Here is a 25,674-nt window from a genome sequence, read left to right on the forward strand (position 1 = left end):
ATGGATCAGTCCGCCGGCGTTTTGGTCACGCGGCTTGCCCCCGGCTTCGATCGCTGGGACGAGCTGCTTGGCCTGATCATGCGGGCCTTTGCGCCGATGGACGGCATCATCGACCCGCCATCCTCGGCGCATCTGCTGAGTGTCGAAAGCCTGCGAGACAAGGCTGGCAAGGAGACGGTGTTCCTGGCGCTGCAGGACGGCCGGATCGCCGGCTGTATCTTCGCGCTTGAGAGAACTGCCGATTTCTATGTCGGCAAGCTCGCCGTAGAATCTGAGCTTCAGGGACGAGGCATCGGCCGGCAATTGATGCAGGCTGTCGAGGATTTTGCCCGCGGCCGCAAGCCCGCCATCGAACTGCAGACACGGATCGAACTCACGGCAAATCACGCGACCTTTGCCCGTCTCGGCTTTCGCGAAACAGTGCGCACCGCCCATCAGGGCTATGACCGGCCGACTTCGATCACCATGCGCAAGGAGCTCAAGTGAGCCTCGCCCTCAGCGCGCAGGAGCAGGCAATCGCCTCCGGCCACGACGGGGCGGCGATGTCCATGCGCATCGTTGCCGAAAGTGCTGCGCTGCTCGGCGCGCCGCGGCTGATCCCGATCGCCTCGGCGCACATAGACGGCGCGCTCTATCACGGCGATTCCGGCACGCTGTTTGCCGAACGGCTGGTCGAAGGCGGCGCGCGGGTTGCGGTGCGCGCGACGCTCAATGTCGGCGCGCTCGATTTGATGGGCTGCTCGCGCGTGCGCCTCGAAGAGCCGGCGCGCGGCATGGCGCGGCGGATGATGGAGGCCTACCGCAAGCTGGGCTGCGAGCAGAGCTGGACCTGCGCGCCCTATCAGGCCGGCCACAGGCCGGCGCTTGGCAGCGACGTCGCCTGGGGTGAATCCAACGCCGTGGTGTTCTGCAATTCGGTGCTGGGCGCCCGCACCAACCGCTATGGCGATTTCCTCGATATCGCCTGCGCCATATCGGGCCGGGCGCCGGACTACGGGCTGCACCGCGTCGAGAACCGGCAGGCGCGGCTGGTGTTCGATGTGTCCGGCCTCTCCGCCTCCTTCCTTGGTTCGGAGATCGCCTGGCCGGTGCTGGGCAGCCTCTATGGCCGCGAGGTGGGCAATGCAGTCGGCGTCGTCACCGGCGTATCCAGCCACCCCGGTGAGGACGCGCTAAAAGCCTTCGGCGCGGCGGCGGCATCGTCAGGCGCTGTCGGCCTGTTCCATATTGCCGGCGTGACACCAGAGGCGCCCGACGCCGAAACCATCCTGGCGGGCGGCAGGCCGGAAACGGTGATCCGCGTCACGCCGGAGATGGCCGCGAAGGCCCGTTCCAGCCTATCCACGGCAGCCACGCTGGACGCCATCGATGCGGTGGCGATCGGCAGCCCGCATCTGTCTTCGGCCGAATTCGACGCGCTGGAGTGGTTGATCGGCGGCCGCCGGCTTCACGTGCCGATTTACGCTTGCACCGGGCGCCATGTGCTCACGACGCTCGAACGGAATGGTCAGCGCAAAACACTCGAGGCGAGCGGCGTGGTCATCGTCGCCGACACCTGCGTGGTGGTGACGCCGATCCTGCCGGAGCTCGGCAACGGCGTTCTGATGACCAATTCGGGAAAATTCGCGCAGTATGCGCCGGGCAATACAGGCTACGCGGTGCTTTACGGCTCGCTGGCCGACTGCGTCGAAAGCGCCGTCATCGGTAAGCCGCGTTTTACGGATATCGCCGCATGAGTACCGTCGCGGACATCCTGGTGAGCGGGAGCGGCGGTGAAGGCGCAGCCCTGGTGCTGACCGCGCCCATCAGCTTCTGGGGCGGCGTCGATCCGAAGAGCGGCCGCATCGCCGACGTCCGTCACCCACAGCATGGCGAGAGCATAGCCGGACGTGTGCTGTTCTTGCCTGGCACGATCGGCTCGTCCTCGGCCTCAGCCGTGCTGATGGAGCTCGTCCACAATGGCCATGCGCCGGCCGCCCTCGTGCTGCACGAGCCGGACGCGATCCTGTTGCTCGGCTTGATCGTCGCGCGAGAGATGGGCTGGGAGACCCCGGTGGCGCTGCAACTCGGGCGCAATGCGTTCGAGGCCTATCGCGGCAAGCATGTGAGCGTCAGTGCGGACGGCGCCATCGCTGCCTGAGAGCCGCTGTTTTTGCTTTCACGCAATTCCGGACAGAAAACCGCTTCACACTTTTCCTGGAATTGCTCTCGGTTCAGGTCCGCAGTGGCAGTACGCGGTCCGGCGGACGGTGGCCGTCGAAGAAGGCGCGGATGTTGATGATCACCTTCTCGCCCATGTCGATGCGGCCTTCGAGTGTCGCCGAACCCATATGCGGCAACAGCACCACCTTGTTCTTGGCGGCGAGTTTCAAGAGCTTGTTGTTCAGCGCCGGTTCGTGCTCGTAGACGTCGAGGCCGGCGCCGGCGATCTTGCCGTCCTGGATCAGCTTGACCAGAGACTCCTCGTCGATGATATCGCCGCGGGCGGTGTTTACGATGTAAGCGGTGGGTTGCATCAGCGCCAGCCGCCGCGCCGACAGGAGATGGAAGGTGGCCGGCGTCGATGGGCAATTGACCGAGATGATGTCCATGCGGGCAAGCATCTGGTCGAGGCTTTCCCAATAGGTCGCCTCCAGACCTTCCTCGACCGCCGGCAGCACGCGATGGCGGTTGTGGTAGTGGATCGACAGGCCGAAGGCCTTGGCGCGCCTGGCGACCGCGGTGCCGATGCGGCCCATGCCGACAATACCGAGGCGCTTGCCCCAAATGCGCCGGCCGAGCATCCAGGTCGGCGACCAGCCGGCCCATTTCTTGTCGCCGGTCAAGACATTGGCGCCTTCCGCCAATCGCCGCGGCAGCGCCAGCATCAGCGCCATGGTCATGTCGGCCGTATCTTCGGTCAGCACGTTCGGCGTGTTGGTAACGGTGATGCCCTTTTTCGCCGCTGCTTCGACGTCGATCTTGTCGACACCATTGCCGAAATTGGCGATCAGCTTGAGGTTGTCGCCGGCCTGGGCAATCAGCGCCGCGTCGATCTGGTCGGTGATGGTCGGCACCAGCACGTCGGCTTCCTTGACCGCCGCGACCAGCTCCGGCTGAGTCATCGGCCTGTCCTCGACATTCAGCCTGGCGTCGAAGAGTTCGCGCATGCGGGTCTCGACCGGATCCGGGAGCTTGCGCGTGATGACGACGAGAGGCCGTTTTTTGCCTGCCATTGTTTCCTCGAACCCGATCTCGTTGAGACCTCTTTAACCAAGACAGGCGAAACTGAATACCGGTCGCGGTGCCTGCCACTCCTGTAACAAGCGGTGCCGCCGAAGACAAAGAAAAAGGGGCGCCGAGGCCAAAGGGCACGCGCCGAAAGGAATGAAAGTGTCTGGTTTCGCGTCGCTTCGCCTGGTCCTCAGCGCAGCGCTTCTCGGCGCTCTCCTGCATTCCCCGCACGCCGCGGCGCAAGGTGCTGCCGCACCAGTGCAGACAGTCACGCTCGGTCCGAGCGGCCTGCCGCTGCCGCGTTTCGTCAGCCTGAAATCGGCCCGCGTCAACTCGCGCGTCGGCCCCGGCGCCAACTATTCCGTCGACTGGATGTACACCAAGGCCGGCCTGCCGATGGAGATCATCCAAGAATTCGACACCTGGCGGCGCGTGCGCGACGCCGACGGTTCGGAGGGCTGGATCAATCAGTCGCTGCTGTCGGGCCGCCGCACGGCGATCGTGGCGCCGTGGCAGCGCAGCAAGGGTGGCCGAATCAATCTCCTCGACGATGCGGACAAGGACGCCAGCGTCATCGCCATCATCGAGCCGGGCGTGACGGGCACGATCAAAACCTGCGATGGCCAGTGGTGCGAGATGACCTTCGACGGCCACACCGGCTGGATCGCCCAGTCGCAGGTTTGGGGCGCCTATCCCGGCGAGCACGTCAAGAACTGAGATTGCTGGAAAGGTCGCCTAGTGGCCGATGCGGCCGAGATGGGTGTCCTGAAAGCCGGTCGACAGCTTGAGGCCGTAGCCGAGCGCGCGGTCGACTGCGATGTGGATGATCCAGATCAGGCCGATCGCAGTCGCCATCGAATTGACAAGCACATATCCAGCGAGTGCCAGCAGCAGCGGGACGACAAGGATGTGCAAGGCGTTGTAGGCGATGGCGCCGACGCGCGGCCCGGCGAGGTAGCCCAGCATCGACAGGTCCGGCGCCAGGATGAGCAGGGCAAACAGCCACCAGGAAGTACCCGACAGCGCGTAAAGGACGATGCCCACCACGGCGACAGTGGCCCATTCGAGCCGGATTGCAAGATCGACAGGTCTCATGGTGTGCAGCTTAAACGCTGCGTTTGGGGCGCAGCCGCACCACGATGTCGACATTGGCGATCTCCATGCCCGCGGGTGGCTCCGGCAGGTTGGAAACGGTCACCGGACCGCTGTCGATGTCGAAAATCCGGTTTTCGCCTTCGATGTAGAAATGATGGTGATCGGAGGTGTTGGTGTCGAAATAGGTCTTCGAGCCCTCGACCGCCAGGATGCGCAGCAGGCCGGCCTGGGTGAACTGGTGAAGGGCGTTGTAGACGGTGGCAAGCGAGACCGGCACGCCGGCGGCGGTCGCCTCCTCATGCAATTCCTCGGCCGAAAGGTGGCGGTCGCCCTTGGCAAAAAGCAGATCGGCCAGCGCAATGCGCTGGCGCGTCGGCCTTAGGCCGGCTTCGCGAACCCGCTTGTCCACAGCGACATTTTCCTTCCGGCAGCCCAGATCCATCTATTCGTCCAAGCCCACAGTTCCGCCTCAAGACACCCCCAGAGTGGCGAAAAAACGTCATCGACCGAAACTGGACACCCCTCGACATATATTCTGTTGGCCGAATGCGATCAATAGCGCGCATTGACCCGGGCAGACGGGCGGGTTAAGCGCAAACGCCGGTTTCCGGCTCGAAATGGATTGTGTTAGGAAACCAACGACAAGGGCGCCCACCGCCCGGGACTATCATGGGGACGAGATTGATGGCGGGTTCGAAATCCAGCTACGATTATGAGGAATTGCTGGCCTGTGCCCGCGGCGAGTTGTTCGGGCCCGGCAATGCCCAGCTGCCCTACCCGCCGATGCTGATGTTCGACCGCATCACCGAGATCAGCGAGACCGGCGGCGCCCACGACAAGGGCTTCATCCGCGCCGAATTCGACATCAAGCCGGACCTGTGGTTCTTCGCCTGCCATTTCATCGGAAATCCGATCATGCCGGGGTGCCTCGGCCTCGACGCCATGTGGCAATTGACGGGGTTCTACCTCGGCTGGCTCGGCGAACCGGGCAAGGGCATGGCGCTGTCGACCGGCGAAGTGAAGTTCAAGGGCATGGTGACGCCATCGGTCAAGAAGGTCGAATACGGCATCGATTTCAAGCGCGTCATGCGCGGGCGCCTGGTGCTCGGCATCGCCGATGGCTGGCTTAAGGCCGACGGCGAACCCATATACGCGGCGACAGACCTCAAGGTGGGGCTGTCCAAGCAATTGGCCGCCTGACCGGCGCCACTGCGGCAGGGCGTTTCCCGGAACGCGCAATGACGCTGCAGCATTTTGATTTTGCGTATGATCGCCGGCCAAAACCGGCTACGGTTTCGGGATCATCCGCTGGAAGGAGTTGCGAATGAGAAGGGTCGTCGTCACAGGCCTCGGCATCGTATCGTCGATCGGCAACAATGCCAACGAGGTGCAATCCTCGCTCTACGATGCCAAATCGGGCATCAGCTTCTCCGATTCCTTCGCCGAACACGGCTTCCGCTGTCAGGTCTGGGGCGCGCCGACGCTCGACCCGTCGGCCATGATCGACCGCCGCGCCATGCGCTTCCTGAGCCAGGGGGCGGCCTGGAACCATGTCGCCATGGACCAGGCGATCGCCGACGCCGGGCTTGGCGAAAGCGACATCACCAATGAGCGCACCGGCATCGTCATGGGATCGGGCGGGCCATCGACCCGCACCATCGTCGAGGCGGCTGAGATCACGCTCAAGAACAACAGCCCCAAGCGCATCGGTCCGTTCGCAGTGCCGAAGGCGATGTCGTCGACCGCGTCGGCGACGCTCGCCACCTGGTTCAAGATCCACGGCGTCAACTATTCGATCTCGTCGGCGTGCTCGACCTCGGCGCATTGCATCGGCAATGCCTACGAGCTGATCCAGTGGGGCAAGCAGGATGTGATGTTTGCCGGCGGCCACGAAGACCTCGACTGGACGATGTCGGACCTGTTCGACGCCATGGGCGCGATGTCGTCGAAGTTCAACGACAAGGCATCGACTGCTTCCCGCGCCTATGACACCAACCGCGACGGTTTCGTCATCGCCGGTGGCGCGGGCGTCCTCATCCTGGAGGAACTCGAACACGCCAAGGCGCGCGGCGCCAAGATCTATGCCGAGATCGTCGGCTATGGCGCGACGTCGGATGGCTACGACATGGTGGCGCCGTCGGGCGAAGGCGCGGTGCGCTGCATGCGCCAGGCATTGGCGACGGTGTCGACCCCGATCGACTACATCAACACGCACGGCACCTCGACGCCGGTCGGCGATTCCAAGGAAATGGGCGCCATCCGCGAGGTGTTCGGCGACAAGATGCCGTTCATCACCTCGACCAAGTCGCTGACCGGCCATTCGCTGGGCGCGGCCGGCGTGCAGGAATCGATCTACTCGATCCTGATGATGCAAGGCGGCTTCATCGGCGAGAGCGCCCACATCGAAAACCTCGATCCGGAATTCGAGGGCATGCCGATCGTGCGCAAGCGCATCGACGACGCCAGGATCGACACGGTTTTGTCCAATTCGTTCGGTTTCGGTGGCACCAACGCAACGCTCGTTTTCCAGCGCTATTCCGCATAAGGATTTGCCGGCCATGGACGGACTGATGAAGGGCAAGCGCGGGCTTGTCATGGGCGTCGCCAACGATCATTCGATCGCCTGGGGCATCGCCAAGAAGCTGTCCGAGCATGGGGCAGATCTCGCCTTCACCTATCAGGGCGAAGCCTTCGGGCGCCGCGTCAAGCCGCTCGCCGAGAAGCTCGGCGCGTCGCTGGTCGTGCCCTGCGACGTCGAGGACAGCGCTTCGGTCGCGGCTACCTTCGAGACGCTCGGCAAGGAATGGGGTGGGCTCGACTTCGTCGTCCACGCCATCGGCTTTTCCGACAAGAACGAGCTCAAGGGGCTGTACGCCGACACCAGCCGCGACAACTTCGTCCGCACCATGGTCATCTCCTGCTATTCCTTCACCGAGATCGCTCGCCATGCCGCCCCGCTGATGAGCGACGGCGGCGCGATGATCACGCTGACCTATGCCGGTTCTGTCCGCGTCATGCCGAACTACAACGTCATGGGCGTCGCCAAGGCCGGGCTGGAAGCCAGCGTGCGCTATCTCGCCAATGATTACGGCCCGCGCGGCATCAGGGTGAACGGCATATCGGCGGGACCGGTGCGCACGCTGGCAGGTGCCGGGATTTCGGATGCGCGGCATATGTATTCCTACCAGCAGCGCAACTCGCCGCTGCGCCGCACGGTGACCATCGACGAAGTCGGCGGCTCGGCGCTCTATCTTTTGTCCGACCTCTCGTCAGGCGTCACCGGCGAGATCCATTATGTCGATTCCGGCTATCACATCGTGTCCATGCCAACGCTGGATGAATTGAAGCAGACCGACAGCGGACGCGATTAGAGCTTGTTCCATCCCGATGAAATCGGGGCTCTATCTCTTTTGGTTAAGCATGATTTCTGGACTAACGGTTCCCGTTTGTCCGAGAAAAGCTGAGACCACCTTTCGCGATCACGCTCCAGTTCTTCCAGTAAAATTAGATGCATTGGCAGAAACTCATTTTAAGGACATACCCGCTATAAGTCCTATGGCTAGGGCACTGCGCGTGCTTTAGGGTTTGTGAATTCGCGTGTGATCTTTCCGGAAAGTCGAGTTGATTTTTGGGATCGTGCAACAGGGACTGAGTAATGCCTGCTGTCAGCAACCCGAAGCGAACACCTGTGTTCCGGCTGCTCACCGTCGCCGCCTCGGGCCTTGGCAGTTTCGTTCTCGGGCTCTGGGGTCTCCAGTACGGTTTTGGTGACGGCTTTGCCGGCATGCAGGCTGGAACCATGGTCGGCATCGCGTCGGCCTTGTGCGCGCTGGCCGCCGCCGGTGCGGCCCTGTCTTTCTTCGCCGGCGTCGATGAATCGGTGGACTACGTCTTCAACGAAACCCATTTCGACAAGCTGACCGGGCTTCTGGCGCGGCCGGCCATGGTCGGCAAGGTTGCCGACGCGGCGTCGGCAACGATCAAGACCGGCGAGCCGGTGTTCCTCATCGACATCGACATCGACCGCTTCAAGCAGATCAACGACGCCATCGGCTACAGCCATGGCGATGAACTGATCCGCGCCTTTACCAGGCGGCTGAAGGCCTGCATGCCCGAGGGCACGGTGATGGGGCGCATCGGCGCCGGCGAATTCGCCATTCTCGTCTCGGATCATGAGATCCAGGGATCGATGGAAGCCACTGTCGAAACCCTGATTGAGGAGATGCTGAAGCCCTATCAGCTTGATTCCCACCTGCAATCGGTCGGCATATCGGTGGGTATCGTGGCGATGCCGAAAGACGGCGTCGATCCGGTCCTCGTCCTGCGCCGCTCCAACCTGGCGCTGCAGAATGCCCGCGCCGGCGGGGTGGGCAACTGGTCGTTCTTCCATTCCGACATGGGTCAGGTCGCCGACTATCGCCACTGGATCGAATCCGAACTGCACATTGCCTTCGACCGCGGCGATTTCGACCTCCACTACCAGCCGCAGCTCGACCTGCGGAGCGGCCGCATCGTCGGTTACGAGGCGCTGATCCGCTGGAAGCATCCCGAACGCGGCATGATCCCGCCGATGGAGTTCATTCCGATCGCGGAGGAGACCGGCATGATCCACCCGATCGGCAATTGGGTGCTGCACAAGGCCTGCAGCGATGCCCGCCATTTGCCCGAGGACTGCTTCGTTGCCGTCAACATTTCGCCGGTCCAGTTCATGACCAAGGATTTCGTCGGCATCGTGCGCGACGCCATGTCCAGCACCGGCATCAAGCCGTCACGGCTGGAACTCGAACTGACCGAGACGGCGATGATGCAGGACCGCGACCGCGCCGCCATCATCCTGAAGCAGCTTGCCGACATGGGCATTTCGGTGGCCGTCGACGATTTCGGCACCGGGTATTCCAATCTGAGCTATCTGATCGACTTCGCCTTCGGCAAGCTGAAGATTGACCGCTCCTTCATCAGCCGCATGGACACCGATTCCAATTCGGGCGCCGTTGTCTCCACCATCGTCGGCCTGTCACGGGCGCTCGGCGTCGGCATCATCGCCGAAGGCGTCGAGACCGAGAATCAGGCCACGCTCTTGCGAGCGGCCGGCTGCGAGATGGTGCAGGGCTATCTGTTCGGCAGGCCGGCACCGCTCAAGATCAAGCCCGGCGAGATCAGAGCGACCATTCCCGTCCACGAGCCGGCGCGCATCGTCAGCATGCATTGAGGCGGTTCTGTTCCGCGCATGATCGCCTTGGGACCATGTTCTAGCGGCGTGCGGCAAAGACCTTGAACATGCCATCGCGGGCGATTTCGGCGTGGCTGGAGAAGACAGCCTTCAGAACCGGCTCATAAGGCAGCTGGCGGTTTGCCACCATGAACAGCCGCCCGCCCGGCTTCAGCGCCTTGCCCGCCGCCTGGATCATGCCGGCGCCGATTTCAGGCTCGGCTGCCCGGCTGCGATGGAAGGGCGGATTCATGACGATGGCGTCATAGCGCCGCTCGACCGGCTCGCTCAGAAGATCGATCCAGAAAAAGCCCGGCTCGAAGCTGGTCACGCCGATGTTGCCCTTTGCTGCCTCGAGTGCGTCGAAATCCGCCTCGTAAAGGTCGAGCCCTGTTATGCCAGGTGAACGTGCCGCGGCCTCGGCGGCGACATAGCCCCAGCCGGCGCAGAAATCGGCGATGTTGCCGCGCAGGTCTTTGGGCAGGTTATCGACCAGAAGTTTTGAGCCGGCGTCGATGCGGTCGAAGGAAAACATGCCGGGCGCGGTGCGGAAGCGGCCTTCGATCAGCGCGGCAGGATTGGCGGTCCGGAGTTTTTCCGCAGCGGCCAGATCGACAGGACGGCGAAGCCAGAAGGCAATGCCGTGATGTTTCGGCCGATGCCCTTCGAGCGGGACAAGCTCGTCGATGCGCTTGCGCAGGCTGTCGATGCCGTCTTCCTTGCCGCCGGCGACAACGATCAGGCCGCCCGGAGCAACGCATTCGATCGCCTCGGCAATGCGCATCTCGTTCTGGCCGCGATGGCGGCCGACAAGGACGAGGGCTGCATCGAATGCATCGCCTTCCGGACGCGGCGTCACTGTGTTGCCAGCGCGTTCCAGCGCACGGAAGTGCGGCCGGAAACCCTGCACGAGATGCAGCGCTGCCTCAAAGCCTTCCGGCAGGCGGAAGCCGGGCTCGGCGCCCAGGAACAAAACACGCTCGCCCTTTTGCGGCAGAGGCAGCGCCTCGGCCTCGAAGGGATGGAACAGTGTCTTCAGCGGCTCAGCGGCCATTCTTCGATCTCATGCCTGAAACAAACCGGGTCTTAAACGAAAACGGGCGCGACATAAGCCGCGCCCGTTTCAATTTCACTGTTAGACCGCTCAGGCGGCGTTTTCTTCGCCTTCGGCCTTCTTGTCGCGGACGATTTCCTTGCCGGTGGCCTGGTCGACGACCTTCATCGACAGGCGGACCTTGCCGCGCTCGTCGAAGCCCATCAGCTTGACCCAGACCTTGTCGCCTTCCTTGACGACGTCCGATGTCTTGGCGACCCGGTCGTTGGCAAGCTGCGAGATGTGGACGAGGCCGTCACGCGGACCGAAGAAGTTGACGAAGGCGCCGAAGTCGGCGGTCTTGACGACCGTGCCTTCGTAGATCTCGCCGACTTCCGGCTCGGCGACGATGGTGTGGATCCACTTCTTGGCCGCCTCGATCTCCTTGGCGTTCGACGAAGCGATCTTGACCGTGCCGTCGTCCTCGATGTTGATCTTGGCGCCGGTCTTCTCGACGATTTCGCGGATGACCTTGCCGCCGGAGCCGATAACGTCGCGGATCTTGTCGGTCGGGATATGCATGACCTCGATGCGCGGCGCGAACTCACCGAGTTCCGGGCGGGCGCCGGTCAGAGCATGCGCCATCTCGCCGAGGATATGCTGGCGGCCATCCTTGGCCTGGTCCAGCGCGATCTTCATGATCTCCTCGGTGATACCCTCGATCTTGATGTCCATCTGCAGCGAGGTGATGCCGTTGGCGGTGCCAGCGACCTTGAAGTCCATGTCGCCGAGGTGATCTTCGTCACCCAGGATGTCGGAGAGAACCGCGAAGCGCTCGCCTTCCTTGATCAGGCCCATGGCGATACCGGCGACGGGCTTGGCCAGCGGAACGCCGGCATCCATCAGCGCCAGCGAAGTGCCGCAGACGGTGGCCATCGACGACGAGCCGTTGGACTCGGTGATCTCCGAGACGACACGCAGCGTATAGGGGAACTGGTCAGCGGAGGGCAGCATCGGACGGATGGCGCGCCAGGCGAGCTTGCCGTGGCCGATTTCGCGGCGGCCCGGCGAACCCATGCGGCCGGTCTCACCGACGGAGTAGGGAGGGAAGTTGTAGTGAAGGAGGAACTTCTCCTTGTACATGCCGGTCAGCGAATCGACGTACTGCTCGTCCTCGCCGGTGCCCAGCGTGGCAACAACCAGCGCCTGGGTCTCGCCGCGGGTAAACAGCGCCGAACCGTGGGTGCGTGGCAAAACGCCGACTTCGGAGACGATCTTGCGAACCGTCTTGAGGTCACGGCCGTCGATGCGCGAGCCGGTGTCGAGGATGTTCCAGCGCACGACCTTGGCCTGGAGTTCCTTGAACACCGAACCGATCTGCTCGGAGGTGTACTTGGCGTCTTCGCCTTCGGCCGGGCCAAACGCTGCCTTGACCTTGGCCTTGACGGCGTCGACGGCGGCGTAGCGCTTCTGCTTGTCGACGTTCTTGTAGGCATTGCTGAGCTCGTCGCCGACGATCTTCAGCATCTCGGCTTCAAGCGCGGAATAATCCGGCGCGGTGAAGTCGCGCGGCTCCTTGGCGGCAACTTCGGCCAGCTTGATGATCGCGTCGATGACCGGCTGGAAGCCCTTGTGGCCGAACATGACGGCGCCGAGCATTAGCTCTTCGCCGAGTTCCTTGGCTTCGGACTCGACCATCAGCACGGCGTCGGCGGTGCCGGCGACAACGAGGTCGAGCTTGGATTCCTGCATCTCGTCGACATGCGGGTTGAGAACGTATTCGCCGTTGATGTAACCGACGCGGGCGCCGCCGACAGGGCCCATGAAGGGAACGCCCGAGAGCGTCAGAGCGGCCGAGGTGGCAACGATCGACAGGATGTCCGGATCGTTTTCGAGGTCATGCTGGACGACGGTGACGACGATCTGGGTGTCGTTCTTGTAGCCGTCGGCGAAGAGCGGGCGGATCGGGCGGTCGATGAGACGGGAAACCAGCGTTTCCTTTTCGCTCGGACGGCCTTCGCGCTTGAAGTAGCCGCCCGGGATCTTGCCGGCGGCGTAGGTCTTTTCCTGGTAGTTGACGGTCAGCGGGAAGAAATCGAGACCCGGCTTCGGCTCCTTCATCGAAACGACGGTGGCGAGAACCTTGGTTTCGCCGTAGGTCGCGAGCACCGCGCCGTCAGCCTGACGCGCGATCTTGCCGGTTTCCAGGATGAGCGGACGGCCGCCCCATTCGATTTCCACTTTGTGGTGATTGAACATGTCTTGTCCTTAATAAGCGGAAAGGGCCGCGCCGTTTCACGGTGCGCGGAGCCCTTTCCCTGGCTTCCTTTCTCGGGCAGCCACGGGCAAGACAACGGGAAGCTCGGGTAAATTTCGGCGCTGGTCAGCGCACGAGCGTCCTGCAATCCTGCCCCATGACCGTCCATGGGCGGTTTCGAGTGGCCCTCTGCACGCTCGAAACCGGATCTGGCCAATCGATGCGACTGGCAGAATGCGCGACCGGCGGACTCTCCTTCGAAAGCCCGCCGGTCAATTCGTCAACGGCGCAGACCGAGCTTCTCGATCAGCGTCTGATAGCGCGCGTCGTCCTTGCGCTTGAGATAATCAAGCAGGCTGCGGCGCTGGGAGACGAGAGCGAGCAGACCACGGCGGGAATGGTTATCCTTCTTGTGGTCCTTGAAGTGGTCGGTCAGGTTCTTGATGCGCTCGGAAAGGATGGCCACCTGGACTTCCGGAGACCCGGTATCGCCCTTGGCGGTTGCGAATTCACCCATCAATTCCTGTTTGCGCTCGGCAGTAATCGACATCGTGTTTTTCCTTATCTGTTTGAGGAAACGGGTCGCCCTCAGCCGGGATGTCGTCCAGCAGGGGCCGGTGCAAGCAACGCGACACGGCGCGAAGCTGCGGCGCATATAGGGCAATTCCCCGGAAAACACCAGCCCAATTCATAAAGCCGGCTTGTCGCAGGCTTTTGCTGGGGAATCCAAGGTTTTCATGACACCAGGAGTCTATAGCCACTTCTTGCTTTTGAAGAAGACGATCAGCCCGACAGCAACGGCCAGCATGAACAGCAGCGAAGCCGGGTAGCCGTAATAGGCTTTCAGTTCCGGCATGTTCCATGGCGAGCTATCGGGGTCGAAGTTCATGCCCCAGATGCCGACCAGGAAGGTTAGCGGCATGAAGATCACCGAGACGATGGTCAGATAAGAGATGACATCGTTGGTGCGCGCCTGGCTCAGCGACAGATGCATTTCAATCAGGCCGGTCAGCATGTCGCGCTGGTTCTCGACCAGCTCGATCAGCCGCAGTGCATGGTCGAGCGTGTCGTTGAAGAAGATCTTCGTCTCGGGCTTCACATAAGGCACGTCGTTGCGGATCAGCGTCGCCAGTGCGTCGCGCATCGGCCATAGCACGCCCTTGAGCACATTGGCGTCGCGCCGCAATTCGTGCAGCTGGCGCATCTGATGCTTGTGCGGCGTGTTGAGCATCTCGTCCTCGATGCCGTCGACCTCCTCGCTCGCCGCCTCGATCGGCGGGAAATAGCTGTCGACGATGGCGTCGATCAGCGCATAGGCCAGATAGTCGGCGCCGCGCGACCGCAAGCGGTTGGGCAGCGCCGCCGCGATGCGTTTGCGCACGGGATCGAATGGATCGCCTTCGCGCTCCTGGAAGGTGACGACGAAATTCCTGCCGAAGAACACCGCGATCTGCTCATAGCGATGCACCTTGACGTCGTCGATCATGCGCATGACGACGAAGGCATGGTCTTCGAAGAAGTCCACCTTCGGTCGCTGGCCGGTGTTGACCACGTCTTCCAGAGCCAGCGGATGCAGGTTGAAAATCCGGCCGATCTCCTCGATCAGCTGGATGTTGGCGAGCCCGGTGCAGTCCAGCCAGACGACCGGCCAGTTGTCGCAATGGGTGTTGAGATCGTCGATGCTGGCCTTTTCGATGGTCTTGAATTTTTCCGGTGAGATCAGCGTCAGCCGGAGCTCGGAGCGGCGCGCCGCCGGATCGGCGATCAGCGTGCCGGGGGAAGCGCCGACCGGCGGCCGCCGCGTTTTCACCGGCGTCCGCTTCTTCACCGTATCAGCCTTTGCCATGTGCCCCTCGGGTGTAACGTCCGATTGAGATTAGACGACGGGAATCAGCCGGCAAAGACCCGCTTCGGCTTGAACATGCCTTGCTCGATGGCGCCGATGGCGACCAGCTTGCCGCGCGCCGTGGCGCAAGCTTCCTCGGCTTCCACCGGCGCGTCCCGGCCGCGGATGATGACCGGATTGCCAAGACGGATCTTGGTCGCCGCTTCGTCGCTGATGGCGATCTGCGGCAGGCAGTCGAGCGCGGCTGCCGTATCAACGAGCAGCGCATCGATGGCGCCGAAGTCGATCGGCGTATCGGCAGCGTCGGCGTCGGCATCGCCGACAGCTTCGCTTTGTTCGCCGAAACGAGCGGCCTCCAGTTCGGCAACGGTGACGAAGTCTTCCTGGGTGAACGGCTCGACCTCTACCCGGCGCAACTCGGCGATGTGGCCGAAGCAACCCAGGTCGCGGCCCATGTCGCGGGCCAGCGAGCGCACATAGGTGCCCTTGCCGCATTCGACCTCGAACAGGGTGCGCTCGGCGGCGTGCTCGACGATGTCCAGACGTCCGATCTCGATCTCACGTGCGGGTATGTCGAACGTCTCACCCTCGCGGGCAAGGTCATAGGCGCGCTCGCCTGCTATCTTGATGGCCGAGAATTGCGGCGGCGTCTGCATGATGACGCCGGTGTAGTTCGGCAGCAGCGCCCTGACGTCGGCCTCAGCCGGACGCCGGTCGGAATTCTGCGTCACCGGGCCTTCGAGGTCGTCGGTCGAGCGCTCCTCGCCCCAGGCGACGGTGAAACGGTAGATCTTGGCGCCGTCCTGCACGTAAGGCACCGTCTTGGTCGCCTCGCCGAGCGCGATCGGCAGCATGCCCGAGGCCAGCGGGTCGAGCGTGCCGGCATGGCCGGCCTTTTCGGCCTGGAACAGCCATTTGATCTTGGAGACGGCTTCCGTCGAACCCATGCCGACCGGCTTGTCCAGCACCACCCAGCCGGAGATCGGCCGACCCTTTTTCTTGCCGCGGCGCCCCACTATTTCTCGTCCTTGTCGTTGTTGTCTTCAGGGCCGAGATCGCGGGCGACTTCGGGCGATTTCAGGAGATCGTTGATCCTGGCGAAATTGTCGAATGACGTGTCGAGCTTGAAGCGAAACTCAGGCATGAACTTCATTTGCCGGAGCGCGCCGGAAACGCGGCCACGGACGAATTTCGCGTGCTTGTTGAGCGCGTCGATCACCGCTCCGGTGTCCTTGGCGCCGAGCGGCGAGACGAATGCGGTAGCCACCCTCAGATCGGTCGACATGCGCACCTCCGAGACCGAAACCACCGTGTTCTCGATCAGCGGATCGATGATCTCGCCGCGCTGCAAGGTTTCGGAGAGCGCGTGGCGCACCTGTTCGCCGACGCGCAGCATGCGCTGGGTTGGGCCTTTGGCGGATGTTTTCATTTTTCTTGTCCAGACTGCCGCGCCGAGATCGGATTAGTGGGCCGACTATCAGGATACCGCAACGCGTATTGAGTTTTGCTTGAGTGAACGCTGTTTTGCTTCGTCGGAGAGATGGTGGAAAACATCCCTGATCAATGTTCGACTGTCGGCAGGTGAGCTGAATGCGCGCTTGGCTACGTAAGGTGCCGATCGAGCCGACATAAATCCCACCAATGTCTCCGTCTCGTAGATCTGATCAATATCCGGGAAACCCAACTTCACAAGACTATGGGCGCTTTTCCACTGCAGCCCATCGGCCTCCATGGAAAAAACTACGGCGGTTTCAGGTCTTCGTTGCTTTAACCAGCGAGCTCCGAGACGTCGCGCAAGACCAATAACAAGCCTGGCGCCTATAACATACAGCCCGAGCGCTATCAGTACAGAGACCGCAAGTCCTGCTGGCTTGCCCAGGGAACGACCGAGATGGGCCAACGACCAGCCAAAGAACCAGCCCACGGCCAAGCCGAGAAGCAGGTAGACAGGCCAGCACCAGTAACGTTGCCAGAAGCTAAACGCATTGCGGGTCGCTGCGCGACCCGCAATGATCGATTCTTCGTAGTTCGGCGTAAAGCCAATCTCCATCGGCAAATCCGAACCTCTACAGCGTCCTGGTCACCATCTCGACGCGGAAGCATTCGATGATGTCGCCGACGCGCATGTCCTCGTAGTTCTGGAAGGCCATGCCGCATTCCTGGCCGCCCGGGACTTCCGCAACTTCATCCTTGAAGCGCTTGAGCGTCTTCAGCGTGCCTTCGTGGATGACGACGTTGTCGCGGATCAGGCGCACGCCCGCACCACGCTCGACCTTGCCTTCGGTGACACGGCAACCGGCGATCTTGCCGACCTTGGTGATGTCGAAGATCTCGAGGATCTCGGCATTGCCGATGAAGGTCTCGCGACGTTCCGGCGAGAGCAGGCCCGAGAGCGCCGCCTTCACGTCATCGACCAGGTTGTAGATGATCGAGTAGTAGCGGATCTCGATGCCGGCAGCGGCAGCGGCAGCACGTGCCTGCGCATTGGCGCGGACATTGAAGCCGATGATGGCGGCGCCCGAAGTCTCCGCCAGCGACACGTCGCTTTCGGTGATGGCGCCGGCGCCGGCATGAACGATGCGCGCACGCACTTCGTCGGTGCCGAGCTTGTCGAGCGCGGCGCTGATCGCCTCGATCGAACCCTGCACGTCGCCCTTGATGACCAGCGGGAATTCCTTCAGCCCGCTCGTCTGCAACTGCGACATCATCTGCTCGAGCGAGCCGCGCTGGCCGGCATGCTTGGCCACCGCCTTCTCGCGGGCCAGACGCTGACGATACTCGGTGATCTCGCGGGCGCGGGCCTCATTGTTGACGACGGCGAAGCGGTCACCGGCCTGCGGCGTGCCTTGAAGGCCAAGCACCTCGACGGGCATAGCCGGCGGCGCTTCCTTGACCTGTTCGCCACGGTCGTTGACCAGCGCGCGCACCCGGCCCCACTCGTTACCGGCGACGAGAATGTCGCCCGGCATCAGCGTGCCGGTCTGCACCAGCACGGTGGCGACGGGGCCGCGGCCCTTATCGAGCTGGGCTTCGATGACGACGCCTTCGGCGGTGCGGTCCGGATTGGCCTTGAGGTCGAGAATTTCGGCCTGCAGCAGGATCGCCTCGAGCAGCTTGTCGAGATTGGTGCCCTTGGTCGCCGAGACTTCGACGTCCAGCACTTCACCGCCCATCGATTCAACGAACACCTCATGGCGCAGCAGTTCGGAACGCACCTTCTGCGGATCGGCGCCGTGCTTGTCGATCTTGTTGATCGCCACGATGATCGGAACGCCGGCCGCCTTGGCATGGCTGATCGATTCGATCGTCTGCGGCATGACGCTGTCGTCGGCCGCCACCACCAGGATGGCGATGTCGGTGGCCTGGGCGCCGCGGGCGCGCATCGCCGTGAAGGCGGCGTGGCCGGGCGTGTCGATGAAGGTGATCTTCTGACCGTTCTTCTCAACCTGGTAGGCGCCGATATGCTGGGTGATGCCGCCGGCTTCGCCGGAGACGACATTGGCGTTGCGGATGGCGTCGAGCAGCGAGGTCTTGCCGTGGTCGACGTGGCCCATGATGGTGACGACCGGCGGCCGCGACACCAGGTCCTCGGCATTGTCGGCGATGTTGAACAGGCCTTCCTCGATGTCGGACTCGGCGACGCGGCGGACCGTGTGGCCGAATTCGGTGGCGACCAGTTCGGCCGTGTCGGCGTCGATGATGTCGCCCGGCTTCAGGATCTGGCCCTGCTTCATGAAGTACTTGACCACATCGACAGCGCGCTCGGACATGCGCTGCGCCAGTTCCTGGATGGTGATGGTTTCGGGCAGGATCACTTCGCGCATAACCTTCTCGCGCGGCTCATTGTGCATCGCGCGCTTGAATTTTTCCTGGCGGCGACGCATCGACGACAGCGAGCGGGCGCGCGCATCCTCGTCGGAAAGCGCCGTGTTGAGGGTCAGCTTGCCGCGACGACGGTCTTCCTCAGCCTTGGTGGGCTTGGCCGGACGCGCCACTTCGGGCGTGACCAGACGGCGGACCGGGGCACCCGCGCCGCTTGGGCGCTTCGGCTTGACCTCTTCCTCGTCGTCGACCGTCGCCAGTTCGGCGGCGAGCGGCGCGCGACGGCGCGCCTCTTCCTCGGCACGGCGGCGGGACTCGGCCTCAGTCTGCAGACGAGCTTCTTCCTCGGCCTGACGGCGCGCGGATTCCTCGCGCTCGCGCTTGCGGCGTTCCTCATCCTCGGCGCGGCGCTTGGCGTCTTCGGCGGCGCGCTGACGATCCTCGACTTCGCGAACCTTGGAGCCTTCGAGCGCCCTGCGCCGGGCTTCCATTTCGCCACGCGACAATTCGTTCAGCACCATGCCGCTGCGTTCGACCGGCGGCGGCGGGGGCGGCGCCTTGGGCACTTCCTGCACCACGGGAGCTGCCACAACCGCGGGCTTGGGCGTCAAAACGGGTGCGGCCACCGGCTCCGGCTTGTCGCCGGGCATGGAGAATTTGCGCTTCTTGATCTCGACCTGGACCTGCTTGGTGCGGCCATGCGAGAAATTCTGACGCACGACGCTCTGCTCGGTACCGGGGCGCTTCAGCGTCAAGGTCTTCTTCGGTGTAACACTCAACGTCTTGTCGTCGCCCGATTTCGTATCGCTCATTCCATATCCTCTGCAGCATCATCTTCGTCAGCAACGGCCGCAAGCATTGCCAGATCGTCGGGGGTTCCGCCCCGATATCGGTCGAGCGCAACCATGCGCTTCTCAACCGCCTTGCCCGCGTCTCCCGCGAGAACGGCAGCATGTATCACATTTGTACCCCCCAATGCCAAGCTCAACTCGGCCTCGGAGAAAAGTTTGTAGGCAAGGACTGCGGGCCCGCCGAGGTGGACAGTTGCCCGCCGCGCCTGGCTGATCTTGCGCACGCCATCGTCGGACGCTTCGGTCGCGTGGAGCACGAAAAGCGCCAATCCACTGCGCACCGCGCTCTCGACCTTGGTGGCGCCGAGAGCGATCGCGCCGGCCTTGCGGGCAAGGCCGAGCATGCCCAAAGCGGATCGTGCAAGCAGTCCGTCGACCATGCCGCCGAGATCGGGCGGTACGGTCACTTGCGCCTTGAAGGCGCGGGCAAACAGGTTCTTCGCCGCCGCCTTGTTGATATGTAGGCGGTCGGCGCTCACCCAACAACCACGGCCGGGCAGGTTTCTCTTGATGTCCGGAACGACGGCCGAATCCGGGCCGACGACGAAACGGATCAGCTCATCCGGCTCGGCTTGCCTGCGGGTAACGATGCAGGTGCGATCGTTCATCTCGTCCTGGGGCGGGTTGTGTGCGATGCGGTTTCACCTCACGCACCAACAGCTTCGTCAGCCGGGACCTGTTCGGCTGCAAGCTCGTCTTCGGTGATCCAGCCGGCCTTGAGGCGGGCTGCCAGAACCATCTGCTCGGCGTCAGTGCGCGACACGCCGTGACTGGCGAGCACGCCCGGATAGACCTTGGTCTCGCCGTCCTTGCGTTCCTTCCAGCCGGTGAGGTCGTCGGCGGCATAGCCGGCGAAGTCCTCGATCGTCTTCACGCCGTCCTCGCCGAGCGTCACCATCATGGCGGTGGTGACGCCGGGGATTTCGCGCAGCTCGTCGGTGACGCCCAGCGCCTTGCGCTTCTCGTCGTGCTCGGCTTCGATTTTCTCCAGATATTCGCGAGCGCGGGTCTGGATTTCCGAAGCGGTGTCTTCATCGAAGCCGTCGATCGAGGCAATCTCGCCCGAATCGACATAGGCAACTTCTTCGACGCTTGTGAAGCCTTCGGAGGCCAGCACCTGGCCGACCATCTCGTCGACATCGAGGGCTTCCATGAACAGCGACGAACGTTCGACGAATTCCTTCTGGCGGCGCTCGGATTCCTCGGCCTCGGTCAGGATGTCGATGTCCCAGCCGGTGAGCTGCGAGGCAAGGCGCACATTCTGGCCGCGGCGGCCGATGGCCAGCGACAACTGGTCGTCGGGAACCACCACCTCGATGCGCTCGGCATCCTCGTCGAGCACGACCTTGGCGACTTCCGCCGGCTGCAGCGCATTGACGATGAAGGAGGCGGCCGAAGGCGACCACGGAATGATGTCGATCTTTTCGCCCTGCAATTCGCCGACAACGGCCTGAACACGGCTGCCGCGCATACCGACGCAGGCGCCGACCGGATCGATGGACGAGTCACGCGAAATGACGGCGATCTTGGCGCGCGAGCCCGGATCGCGGGCGACCGACTTGATCTCGATGATGCCGTCGTAGATTTCCGGAACTTCCATGGTGAAGAGCTTGGCCATGAACTGCGGATGGGTACGCGACAGGAAGATCTGCGGGCCGCGCTGTTCGCGGCGCACGTCGTAGACATAGGCGCGGACGCGGTCGCCATACTTGTAGTTTTCGCGCGGGATCAGCTCATCGCGGCGGATGATCGCCTCGCCACGGCCGAGATCGACGATGACGTTGCCATACTCGACGCGCTTGACGGTGCCGTTGACGATCTCGCCGATGCGGTCCTTGTATTCGTCATACTGGCGGTCACGCTCGGCTTCGCGCACCTTCTGCACGATGACCTGCTTGGCCGACTGGGCGGCAATGCGGCCGAAATCCATCGGCGGCAGCTGTTCGGCGATGAAGTCGCCAAGCTGGGCGTCGGGGTTGCGCTCGCGGGCCGAGGAAATGGCGATCTGGGTGGCATAGTCGTCGACCTTCTCGACCACTTCCATCAGCCGCTGCAGCTTCATCTCGCCGGTGTTGGCGTTGATGTCGGCGCGGATGTTGGTTTCCTGGCCGTAGCGCGAGCGCGCGGCCTTCTGGATCGCATCGGCCATGGCGGCGATGACGATCGACTTGTCGATCGACTTTTCACGCGCGACCGCGTCGGCGATCTGCAGCAGTTCAAGTCTGTTGGCGCTTACAACCATGTCTTTATCTCCCGAACTGGGTGCCGGAGCTTGACCGGCAGCTCAATCGTTATTCCTGTTCGTTTTCTTCCGTGGCGCCTTCGGAAACATCGTCTTCCGGCTCGCCGCGGCGTTTCTTGGCTTCCTTGCGTTCCCTGTTGTCCTTCGACAGGGCGTCGCGGATGAGGTCGTCGGTGAGGATCAGCCGCACATCGGCGATCGCGTCATAGGGAACGCGCACCGTCGGCTCTTCGCCATAAGCGGCCTTGTCGCGCTCGATCAGCACGTCGTCGGCGCCAGCTTCGGCGATCTTGCCCTTGAAGCGCTTGCGGTCGGCGACCAGCACCGAGGTTTCCATCTTCACCAGATGGCCGGTCCAGGTGACGAAATCCGACTTGCGCACCAGCGGCCGGTCGATGCCGGGCGACGACACTTCGAGATGATAGGCTTTTTCGATCGGATCGTCGACGTCGAGCGCCGGCGACACAGCGCGGCTGACCTCTTCGCAATCCTCAACGGTCATGGTGCCGTCCTCGCGTTCGGCCATGATCTGCAGCGTCAGCCCGTTCTGGCCCGACAGATGCACCCGCACGAGGCGGAAACCGATGCCGCGCAACACCGGCTGAACGATCAGCGCGATGCGCGCATCGATGCCGCTTTCGCGGATGATGCGGTCGTCGGCTTCGCTTGCCGTAGCAGTCATGCGGTTCCTGTCGCTCTTTGATGGCTGACCGGCAGGTAATAAAAAAGAGCGGGACCGGGTGGACCCACTCTTCGTCATACCGACCAAGAATTTGAGGCTGATATAGACGATCCCGGCCGGTGTTTCAAGCCTGTTGACGGGTCGGGCAAAGTACAGCCGGCGACGGCTGGCCAGGATTGCGCGGGGCGCATGCCGCCTATGCCGTAACAGCCCTGTGATTTCAGACGCCGCATCCCTATCTATGTTGCACTGCACAAACCGACATGGCGCGCAGTGGCGCGCGAAAGGTCAAGACAATGAGCAACCGTAATGTGTTTTCCGCCATAGGCGACGCTTTTGCCCTGTTCGGCAGCGCCGTTGCCGCCTCGCGGGCCGTCGAAGCCGGCCGCAAGCCGCGCGCCAATGATTTGCGCCGGCTCGGCATGGACCCGACCGCGTTCGACAAGATCGGCCGTTTCTAGAGCATTTCACCGTTTCACGGAAACGGCGAACCGCTCTATCTCTTTGTCTTTACGCAATTCCGGACGGAAAGCCGCTCACACGTTTCCTGGAATTGCCCTAAATCTGAAGCGGACTACGATGCCGGGACCGCTGGTCCCCCATTGGACTATTTTCTAACGAAGGTGAGATAGGCCGGCCGCCGGCCCTCGCGAATGGCTTTTGCCTCGTAGCGTGTGCCCGGCCAGCCTTCATAGGGCCGATGCCAGTCGGCCGCGTCCCCTGCCTGCCATGACAACGCGCCATGCGCCCGGCAGTGCAACAAGGTCCAGTTCACATAGGTGTCGATGTCGGACGCGAAGCGGAATTTTCCGCCGGGCTTCAATACGCGTGCGAACCGGTCGAGGTTGAGCGGGCTGACGAAACGCCGCTTCCAGTGCTTTTTCTTCGGCCAGGGATCGGGATAGAGCAGGTCGATGCCGTCGAGCGAGAACTGTGGCAACCAGTCAAGCAGGCGCGTGGCGTCGTCATTGTGGACGCGAAGATTGGCAAGCGGCTTTTCCCGCACCGCCATCATCAGCTTGGCCATGCCGTTGACGAACGGCTCGACGCCGATGAAGCCGGTCGCCGGGGCTTCCATGGCCCGATGCAGCAAATGCTCGCCGCCGCCGAAGCCGATTTCCAGCCGAACCGTCGAAACATCCGCCGTAAACAGCGTGCGCAAATCCGCAGGCGCTTGTGCGGAGAGGTCGAGGCCATAGGCACCAAGACCACTTTCCAGCGCCGCCGCCTGCAGCGGGCGAATGGTCTTGCCATGCCGGCGGCCGAAGAACCCTTCGGTCGCCCGGCTCCGCCTTTCCTTTGGGTCCATGGCCAGGTCGCGCGCCGCGCTTAGATTGAGATGAGATTTGGCTGAAATCTCATCTCAATCTAATCCTTTGTTGGAGCATGATCTTTTCCAAAAACCGGTACCCACTTTTTGGAATCATGCCTAAGCGGCGACCGCGTCCTTGAGCGCCTTGGCCAAATCGGTCTTCTCCCAGGAGAAAGACCCGTCACGGCCAGCCTTGCGGCCGAAATGGCCGTAGGACGACGTCTTGGCGTAGATCGGCTTGTTGAGGTCGAGATGCCTGCGGATGCCGGACGGCGACAGATCCATCACGGTGCGCAGCGCATCCTCGAGCTTGGCCTCGTCGACCTTGCCGGTGCCGTGCAGGTCGACATAGACCGACAGCGGCTGGGCGACGCCGATGGCGTAGGACAGCTGGATGGTGCATCGGTCGGCGAGCTTGGCCGCCACGACGTTCTTGGCGAGGTAGCGCGCCGCATAGGCGGCGGAACGGTCAACCTTGGTGGTGTCCTTGCCGGAGAAGGCGCCGCCGCCATGCGGGGCAGCACCACCATAGGTGTCGACGATGATCTTGCGGCCGGTCAGACCGGCGTCGCCGTCCGGGCCGCCGATGACGAACTTGCCGGTCGGGTTGATGTACCACATGCAATCGTCGGCGATCTTGAGGTCGCCGAGCGCCTCGCGGATGTAGGGTTCGACGACCTTGCGGACCTTCTTGGAATCCCAGGACGAATCGAGGTGCTGGGTCGACAGCACGATCTGCGTCGCTTCAGCGGCCTTGCCGTCGATATAGCGAACGGTGACCTGGCTCTTGGCGTCGGGACCGAGCTTGCCGGCCTCGCCATTGTTTTCGTGGCGGGCGGCGGCGAGCAGTTCGAGGATCTTGTGGCTGTAGTAGATCGGCGCCGGCATCAGGTCCGGCGTCTCGCGGCAGGCATAGCCGAACATGATGCCCTGGTCGCCGGCACCTTCTTCGCCCTGGCGGTCGGCGGCGTTGTCGACGCCCTGGCCGATGTCAGGCGACTGGCCGTGCAGCAGAACCTCGATCTTTGCCGTCTTCCAGTGGAAGCCGGCCTGCTCGTAGCCGATTTCGCGAATCGCCTTGCGGGCGACCGACTTGAACTTGGCCGGGTTGACGACCGGGTGGCCGGCGGCATCCATCAGGATGTTGCCTTGCTTGTCTTTCTTCAGCAGCGTCTCGGGAACCCGGACCTCGCCGGCGATGACGACACGGTTGGTGGTGGCCAGCGTTTCGCAGGCGACGCGGACTTTCCAGGGGTCCATGCCGGTCTTCTTGGCCTCGCGATAGACCAGATCGACGATCTCGTCGGAGATGCGGTCACAGACTTTGTCGGGATGACCCTCGGCAACGGATTCCGAGGTGAAGAAGTAGTTCTGCCGCGTCACGGGTGTCCCCTCTTGAAAAAACGATCGGCAGTTCTGCCGATTTTGGCGCGCCACGTGTTAACGGTGCCGGGCGCCGCTCGTCAAGCGGTGCCGCAGTTCTGGCATGAATGTCGCAGCAATATATCTTGTACCACCGGCGGCACTTGCCGCCGGCAGTCGAGCCTCGGGGCTATTGTCGCCAACGGGTCAATCGGCCCGGTGGGTCGATAGACCCCCAGGGATCACTCGGCATCTTCGGCAGAAAGGGATTTCACCAGATCGATGATCCGGCGGCGCACTTTCACATCCGCTATTTTGACGAAGGCGCGGTTGAGCTGAAGTCCTTCCGGACTGCCGCAGAATTCGACGGCGAAAGCCATCGAGGCGTCCTCGGCAAATCCTCTGTTACCCAACGGCTCCTGCCCTGGCGCATCCTCGAAAAAGAAGGCGACAGGCACGCTGAGTATCGAGGCTATTGCCTGCAGACGGCTGGCGCCGACGCGATTCGTTCCCTTTTCATATTTTTGGATCTGCTGAAACGTAATACCGAGATTTTCACCCAGCTTTTCCTGGCTCATTCCAAGCATATTACGCCGAAGCCGGACGCGACTTCCGACATGGATGTCGATCGGATTCGGTTTCTTCTTGTTTTCTTCTGTCATTTTTTCCTCGCCGAATTTTTCCGGCCTTTTCTATTTTTCTTGCCCAAACGAAGCCGGAGCCACCTGCCCCAACAGAAACACCAACCGA

At 62.8% G+C, this 25,674-nt stretch carries 26 protein-coding genes; 9 read left to right on the top strand and 17 right to left on the bottom strand.

What is annotated here, in order from left to right; genetic code table 11:
• Genes AC1DZ8_RS01570 through AC1DZ8_RS01580 form a run of 3 tightly spaced genes read left to right on the top strand, consistent with a single transcriptional unit; the run spans window position 1 to window position 2,140 of the window.
• On the top strand, window positions 1-486 hold the full coding sequence (locus tag AC1DZ8_RS01570) for a GNAT family N-acetyltransferase (protein ID WP_477300581.1): 486 nt from the start codon (window positions 1-3) through the stop codon (window positions 484-486).
• Window positions 483-1,736: an aconitase X gene (locus AC1DZ8_RS01575; protein WP_477300579.1), complete on the top strand. Its 1,254-nt coding sequence runs from the start codon at window positions 483-485 to the stop codon at window positions 1,734-1,736. The genes AC1DZ8_RS01570 and AC1DZ8_RS01575 overlap by 4 nt, the downstream gene beginning before the upstream one ends.
• Entirely contained in the window at window positions 1,733-2,140 is a 408-nt protein-coding gene (locus tag AC1DZ8_RS01580; protein ID WP_477300577.1) for an aconitase X swivel domain-containing protein, read from the top strand. Before AC1DZ8_RS01575 ends, AC1DZ8_RS01580 begins: the two co-directional genes overlap by 4 nt.
• Before the next feature lie 73 nt (window positions 2,141-2,213).
• On the opposite strand, the gene AC1DZ8_RS01585 is transcribed toward AC1DZ8_RS01580, so the two are convergent.
• Window positions 2,214-3,215, bottom strand: coding sequence for a 2-hydroxyacid dehydrogenase (locus AC1DZ8_RS01585; RefSeq protein ID WP_477279425.1), 1,002 nt, complete (start codon window positions 3,213-3,215; stop codon window positions 2,214-2,216).
• A 157-nt stretch (window positions 3,216-3,372) separates the two neighbouring features.
• Here AC1DZ8_RS01585 and AC1DZ8_RS01590 point away from each other — a divergent pair, with 157 nt between their 5' ends.
• The gene (locus AC1DZ8_RS01590) at window positions 3,373-3,930 is read left to right on the top strand and encodes an SH3 domain-containing protein (protein ID WP_477279423.1); all 558 of its coding nucleotides are present in this window, start codon (window positions 3,373-3,375) and stop codon (window positions 3,928-3,930) included.
• Between the two features lie 18 nt (window positions 3,931-3,948).
• Here AC1DZ8_RS01590 and AC1DZ8_RS01595 read toward each other — a convergent pair whose 3' ends face one another.
• Both AC1DZ8_RS01595 and irrA read right to left on the bottom strand, forming a co-directional pair.
• Window positions 3,949-4,308: a DUF4260 domain-containing protein gene (locus AC1DZ8_RS01595; RefSeq protein WP_477300574.1), complete on the bottom strand. Its 360-nt coding sequence runs from the start codon at window positions 4,306-4,308 to the stop codon at window positions 3,949-3,951.
• Window positions 4,309-4,318: 10 nt separating this feature from the next.
• The gene (gene irrA / locus AC1DZ8_RS01600) at window positions 4,319-4,750 is read right to left on the bottom strand and encodes an iron response transcriptional regulator IrrA (protein ID WP_477300572.1); all 432 of its coding nucleotides are present in this window, start codon (window positions 4,748-4,750) and stop codon (window positions 4,319-4,321) included.
• A 242-nt stretch (window positions 4,751-4,992) separates the two neighbouring features.
• Between irrA and fabA the strand changes: the two genes are divergently transcribed.
• The 4 genes from fabA to AC1DZ8_RS01620 all read left to right on the top strand — a co-directional run bounded on the left by fabA (window position 4,993) and on the right by AC1DZ8_RS01620 (window position 9,517).
• Window positions 4,993-5,508: a 3-hydroxyacyl-[acyl-carrier-protein] dehydratase FabA gene (fabA, locus tag AC1DZ8_RS01605; protein WP_477300570.1), complete on the top strand. Its 516-nt coding sequence runs from the start codon at window positions 4,993-4,995 to the stop codon at window positions 5,506-5,508.
• A 124-nt stretch (window positions 5,509-5,632) separates the two neighbouring features.
• Entirely contained in the window at window positions 5,633-6,853 is a 1,221-nt protein-coding gene (fabB, locus tag AC1DZ8_RS01610; protein ID WP_477279417.1) for a beta-ketoacyl-ACP synthase I, read from the top strand.
• 13 nt (window positions 6,854-6,866) lie between these two features.
• Entirely contained in the window at window positions 6,867-7,679 is an 813-nt protein-coding gene (fabI, locus tag AC1DZ8_RS01615) for an enoyl-ACP reductase FabI (RefSeq protein WP_477300568.1), read from the top strand.
• Between the two features lie 284 nt (window positions 7,680-7,963).
• On the top strand, window positions 7,964-9,517 hold the full coding sequence (locus tag AC1DZ8_RS01620) for a putative bifunctional diguanylate cyclase/phosphodiesterase (protein ID WP_477300566.1): 1,554 nt from the start codon (window positions 7,964-7,966) through the stop codon (window positions 9,515-9,517).
• Between the two features lie 40 nt (window positions 9,518-9,557).
• On the opposite strand, the gene AC1DZ8_RS01625 is transcribed toward AC1DZ8_RS01620, so the two are convergent.
• The 11 genes from AC1DZ8_RS01625 to rimP form a co-directional block, all read right to left on the bottom strand.
• Window positions 9,558-10,571 carry a class I SAM-dependent methyltransferase gene (locus tag AC1DZ8_RS01625; protein ID WP_477300564.1) on the bottom strand — a complete coding sequence of 338 codons (1,014 nt, stop codon included), beginning with the start codon at window positions 10,569-10,571 and terminating at the stop codon, window positions 9,558-9,560.
• Between the two features lie 90 nt (window positions 10,572-10,661).
• Window positions 10,662-12,809 carry a polyribonucleotide nucleotidyltransferase gene (pnp, locus tag AC1DZ8_RS01630; protein ID WP_477300562.1) on the bottom strand — a complete coding sequence of 716 codons (2,148 nt, stop codon included), beginning with the start codon at window positions 12,807-12,809 and terminating at the stop codon, window positions 10,662-10,664.
• Between the two features lie 278 nt (window positions 12,810-13,087).
• Complete coding sequence (gene rpsO, locus AC1DZ8_RS01635) at window positions 13,088-13,462, bottom strand: 30S ribosomal protein S15 (protein WP_477300560.1); 375 nt, start codon at window positions 13,460-13,462, stop codon at window positions 13,088-13,090.
• A 96-nt stretch (window positions 13,463-13,558) separates the two neighbouring features.
• Complete coding sequence (gene corA, locus AC1DZ8_RS01640) at window positions 13,559-14,653, bottom strand: magnesium/cobalt transporter CorA (protein WP_477300558.1); 1,095 nt, start codon at window positions 14,651-14,653, stop codon at window positions 13,559-13,561.
• 44 nt (window positions 14,654-14,697) lie between these two features.
• The gene (truB, locus tag AC1DZ8_RS01645; protein WP_477300556.1) at window positions 14,698-15,669 is read right to left on the bottom strand and encodes a tRNA pseudouridine(55) synthase TruB; all 972 of its coding nucleotides are present in this window, start codon (window positions 15,667-15,669) and stop codon (window positions 14,698-14,700) included.
• Window positions 15,669-16,082: a 30S ribosome-binding factor RbfA gene (rbfA, locus tag AC1DZ8_RS01650; protein ID WP_477300554.1), complete on the bottom strand. Its 414-nt coding sequence runs from the start codon at window positions 16,080-16,082 to the stop codon at window positions 15,669-15,671. Before rbfA ends, truB begins: the two co-directional genes overlap by 1 nt.
• A 48-nt stretch (window positions 16,083-16,130) precedes the next feature.
• A complete protein-coding gene (locus AC1DZ8_RS01655) occupies window positions 16,131-16,703 on the bottom strand; it encodes a hypothetical protein (RefSeq protein WP_477300553.1) in 573 nt (190 codons plus the stop codon).
• Window positions 16,704-16,719: 16 nt separating this feature from the next.
• Entirely contained in the window at window positions 16,720-19,287 is a 2,568-nt protein-coding gene (gene infB / locus AC1DZ8_RS01660; RefSeq protein WP_477300551.1) for a translation initiation factor IF-2, read from the bottom strand.
• Window positions 19,284-19,934 (bottom strand): RNA-binding protein, encoded by a 651-nt coding sequence (locus AC1DZ8_RS01665; protein ID WP_477300549.1) that lies wholly within the window; start codon window positions 19,932-19,934, stop codon window positions 19,284-19,286. The genes infB and AC1DZ8_RS01665 overlap by 4 nt, the downstream gene beginning before the upstream one ends.
• 38 nt (window positions 19,935-19,972) lie before the next feature.
• Window positions 19,973-21,568, bottom strand: coding sequence for a transcription termination factor NusA (gene nusA / locus AC1DZ8_RS01670; protein WP_477279400.1), 1,596 nt, complete (start codon window positions 21,566-21,568; stop codon window positions 19,973-19,975).
• Between the two features lie 49 nt (window positions 21,569-21,617).
• The gene (gene rimP, locus AC1DZ8_RS01675) at window positions 21,618-22,250 is read right to left on the bottom strand and encodes a ribosome maturation factor RimP (RefSeq protein WP_477300545.1); all 633 of its coding nucleotides are present in this window, start codon (window positions 22,248-22,250) and stop codon (window positions 21,618-21,620) included.
• 296 nt (window positions 22,251-22,546) lie between these two features.
• Here rimP and AC1DZ8_RS01680 point away from each other — a divergent pair, with 296 nt between their 5' ends.
• A complete protein-coding gene (locus AC1DZ8_RS01680; RefSeq protein ID WP_477300543.1) occupies window positions 22,547-22,711 on the top strand; it encodes a hypothetical protein in 165 nt (54 codons plus the stop codon).
• A gap of 146 nt (window positions 22,712-22,857) precedes the next feature.
• Here the strand turns inward: AC1DZ8_RS01680 and trmB are convergent, their stop codons facing one another.
• The 3 genes from trmB to AC1DZ8_RS01695 all read right to left on the bottom strand — a co-directional run bounded on the left by trmB (window position 22,858) and on the right by AC1DZ8_RS01695 (window position 25,586).
• The gene (trmB, locus tag AC1DZ8_RS01685) at window positions 22,858-23,559 is read right to left on the bottom strand and encodes a tRNA (guanine(46)-N(7))-methyltransferase TrmB (RefSeq protein WP_477300541.1); all 702 of its coding nucleotides are present in this window, start codon (window positions 23,557-23,559) and stop codon (window positions 22,858-22,860) included.
• A gap of 120 nt (window positions 23,560-23,679) precedes the next feature.
• Window positions 23,680-24,945 carry a methionine adenosyltransferase gene (gene metK, locus AC1DZ8_RS01690; RefSeq protein ID WP_477279392.1) on the bottom strand — a complete coding sequence of 422 codons (1,266 nt, stop codon included), beginning with the start codon at window positions 24,943-24,945 and terminating at the stop codon, window positions 23,680-23,682.
• Between the two features lie 221 nt (window positions 24,946-25,166).
• A complete protein-coding gene (locus tag AC1DZ8_RS01695; RefSeq protein WP_477279390.1) occupies window positions 25,167-25,586 on the bottom strand; it encodes a helix-turn-helix domain-containing protein in 420 nt (139 codons plus the stop codon).
• Window positions 25,587-25,674: the final 88 nt, after the last annotated feature.

The sequence above is a fragment of the Mesorhizobium sp. P2_F7 genome, from assembly GCF_056403695.1.

Coding starts and splice junctions, on each gene's coding strand:
- pnp (WP_477300562.1), bottom strand. CDS start 12,809: ATGTTCAATCACCACAAAGTGGAAATCGAATGGGGCGGCCGTCCGCTC.
- fabI (WP_477300568.1), top strand. CDS start 6,867: ATGGACGGACTGATGAAGGGCAAGCGCGGGCTTGTCATGGGCGTCGCC.
- fabA (WP_477300570.1), top strand. CDS start 4,993: ATGGCGGGTTCGAAATCCAGCTACGATTATGAGGAATTGCTGGCCTGT.
- nusA (WP_477279400.1), bottom strand. CDS start 21,568: ATGGTTGTAAGCGCCAACAGACTTGAACTGCTGCAGATCGCCGACGCG.
- rimP (WP_477300545.1), bottom strand. CDS start 22,250: ATGACTGCTACGGCAAGCGAAGCCGACGACCGCATCATCCGCGAAAGC.
- AC1DZ8_RS01655 (WP_477300553.1), bottom strand. CDS start 16,703: ATGGAGATTGGCTTTACGCCGAACTACGAAGAATCGATCATTGCGGGT.
- corA (WP_477300558.1), bottom strand. CDS start 14,653: ATGGCAAAGGCTGATACGGTGAAGAAGCGGACGCCGGTGAAAACGCGG.
- AC1DZ8_RS01695 (WP_477279390.1), bottom strand. CDS start 25,586: ATGACAGAAGAAAACAAGAAGAAACCGAATCCGATCGACATCCATGTC.
- irrA (WP_477300572.1), bottom strand. CDS start 4,750: ATGGATCTGGGCTGCCGGAAGGAAAATGTCGCTGTGGACAAGCGGGTT.
- AC1DZ8_RS01585 (WP_477279425.1), bottom strand. CDS start 3,215: ATGGCAGGCAAAAAACGGCCTCTCGTCGTCATCACGCGCAAGCTCCCG.
- AC1DZ8_RS01665 (WP_477300549.1), bottom strand. CDS start 19,934: ATGAACGATCGCACCTGCATCGTTACCCGCAGGCAAGCCGAGCCGGAT.
- AC1DZ8_RS01620 (WP_477300566.1), top strand. CDS start 7,964: ATGCCTGCTGTCAGCAACCCGAAGCGAACACCTGTGTTCCGGCTGCTC.
- rpsO (WP_477300560.1), bottom strand. CDS start 13,462: ATGCGCCGCAGCTTCGCGCCGTGTCGCGTTGCTTGCACCGGCCCCTGC.
- AC1DZ8_RS01625 (WP_477300564.1), bottom strand. CDS start 10,571: ATGGCCGCTGAGCCGCTGAAGACACTGTTCCATCCCTTCGAGGCCGAG.
- infB (WP_477300551.1), bottom strand. CDS start 19,287: ATGAGCGATACGAAATCGGGCGACGACAAGACGTTGAGTGTTACACCG.
- AC1DZ8_RS01570 (WP_477300581.1), top strand. CDS start 1: ATGGATCAGTCCGCCGGCGTTTTGGTCACGCGGCTTGCCCCCGGCTTC.
- AC1DZ8_RS01680 (WP_477300543.1), top strand. CDS start 22,547: ATGAGCAACCGTAATGTGTTTTCCGCCATAGGCGACGCTTTTGCCCTG.
- AC1DZ8_RS01580 (WP_477300577.1), top strand. CDS start 1,733: ATGAGTACCGTCGCGGACATCCTGGTGAGCGGGAGCGGCGGTGAAGGC.
- fabB (WP_477279417.1), top strand. CDS start 5,633: ATGAGAAGGGTCGTCGTCACAGGCCTCGGCATCGTATCGTCGATCGGC.
- trmB (WP_477300541.1), bottom strand. CDS start 23,559: ATGGACCCAAAGGAAAGGCGGAGCCGGGCGACCGAAGGGTTCTTCGGC.
- rbfA (WP_477300554.1), bottom strand. CDS start 16,082: ATGAAAACATCCGCCAAAGGCCCAACCCAGCGCATGCTGCGCGTCGGC.
- AC1DZ8_RS01595 (WP_477300574.1), bottom strand. CDS start 4,308: ATGAGACCTGTCGATCTTGCAATCCGGCTCGAATGGGCCACTGTCGCC.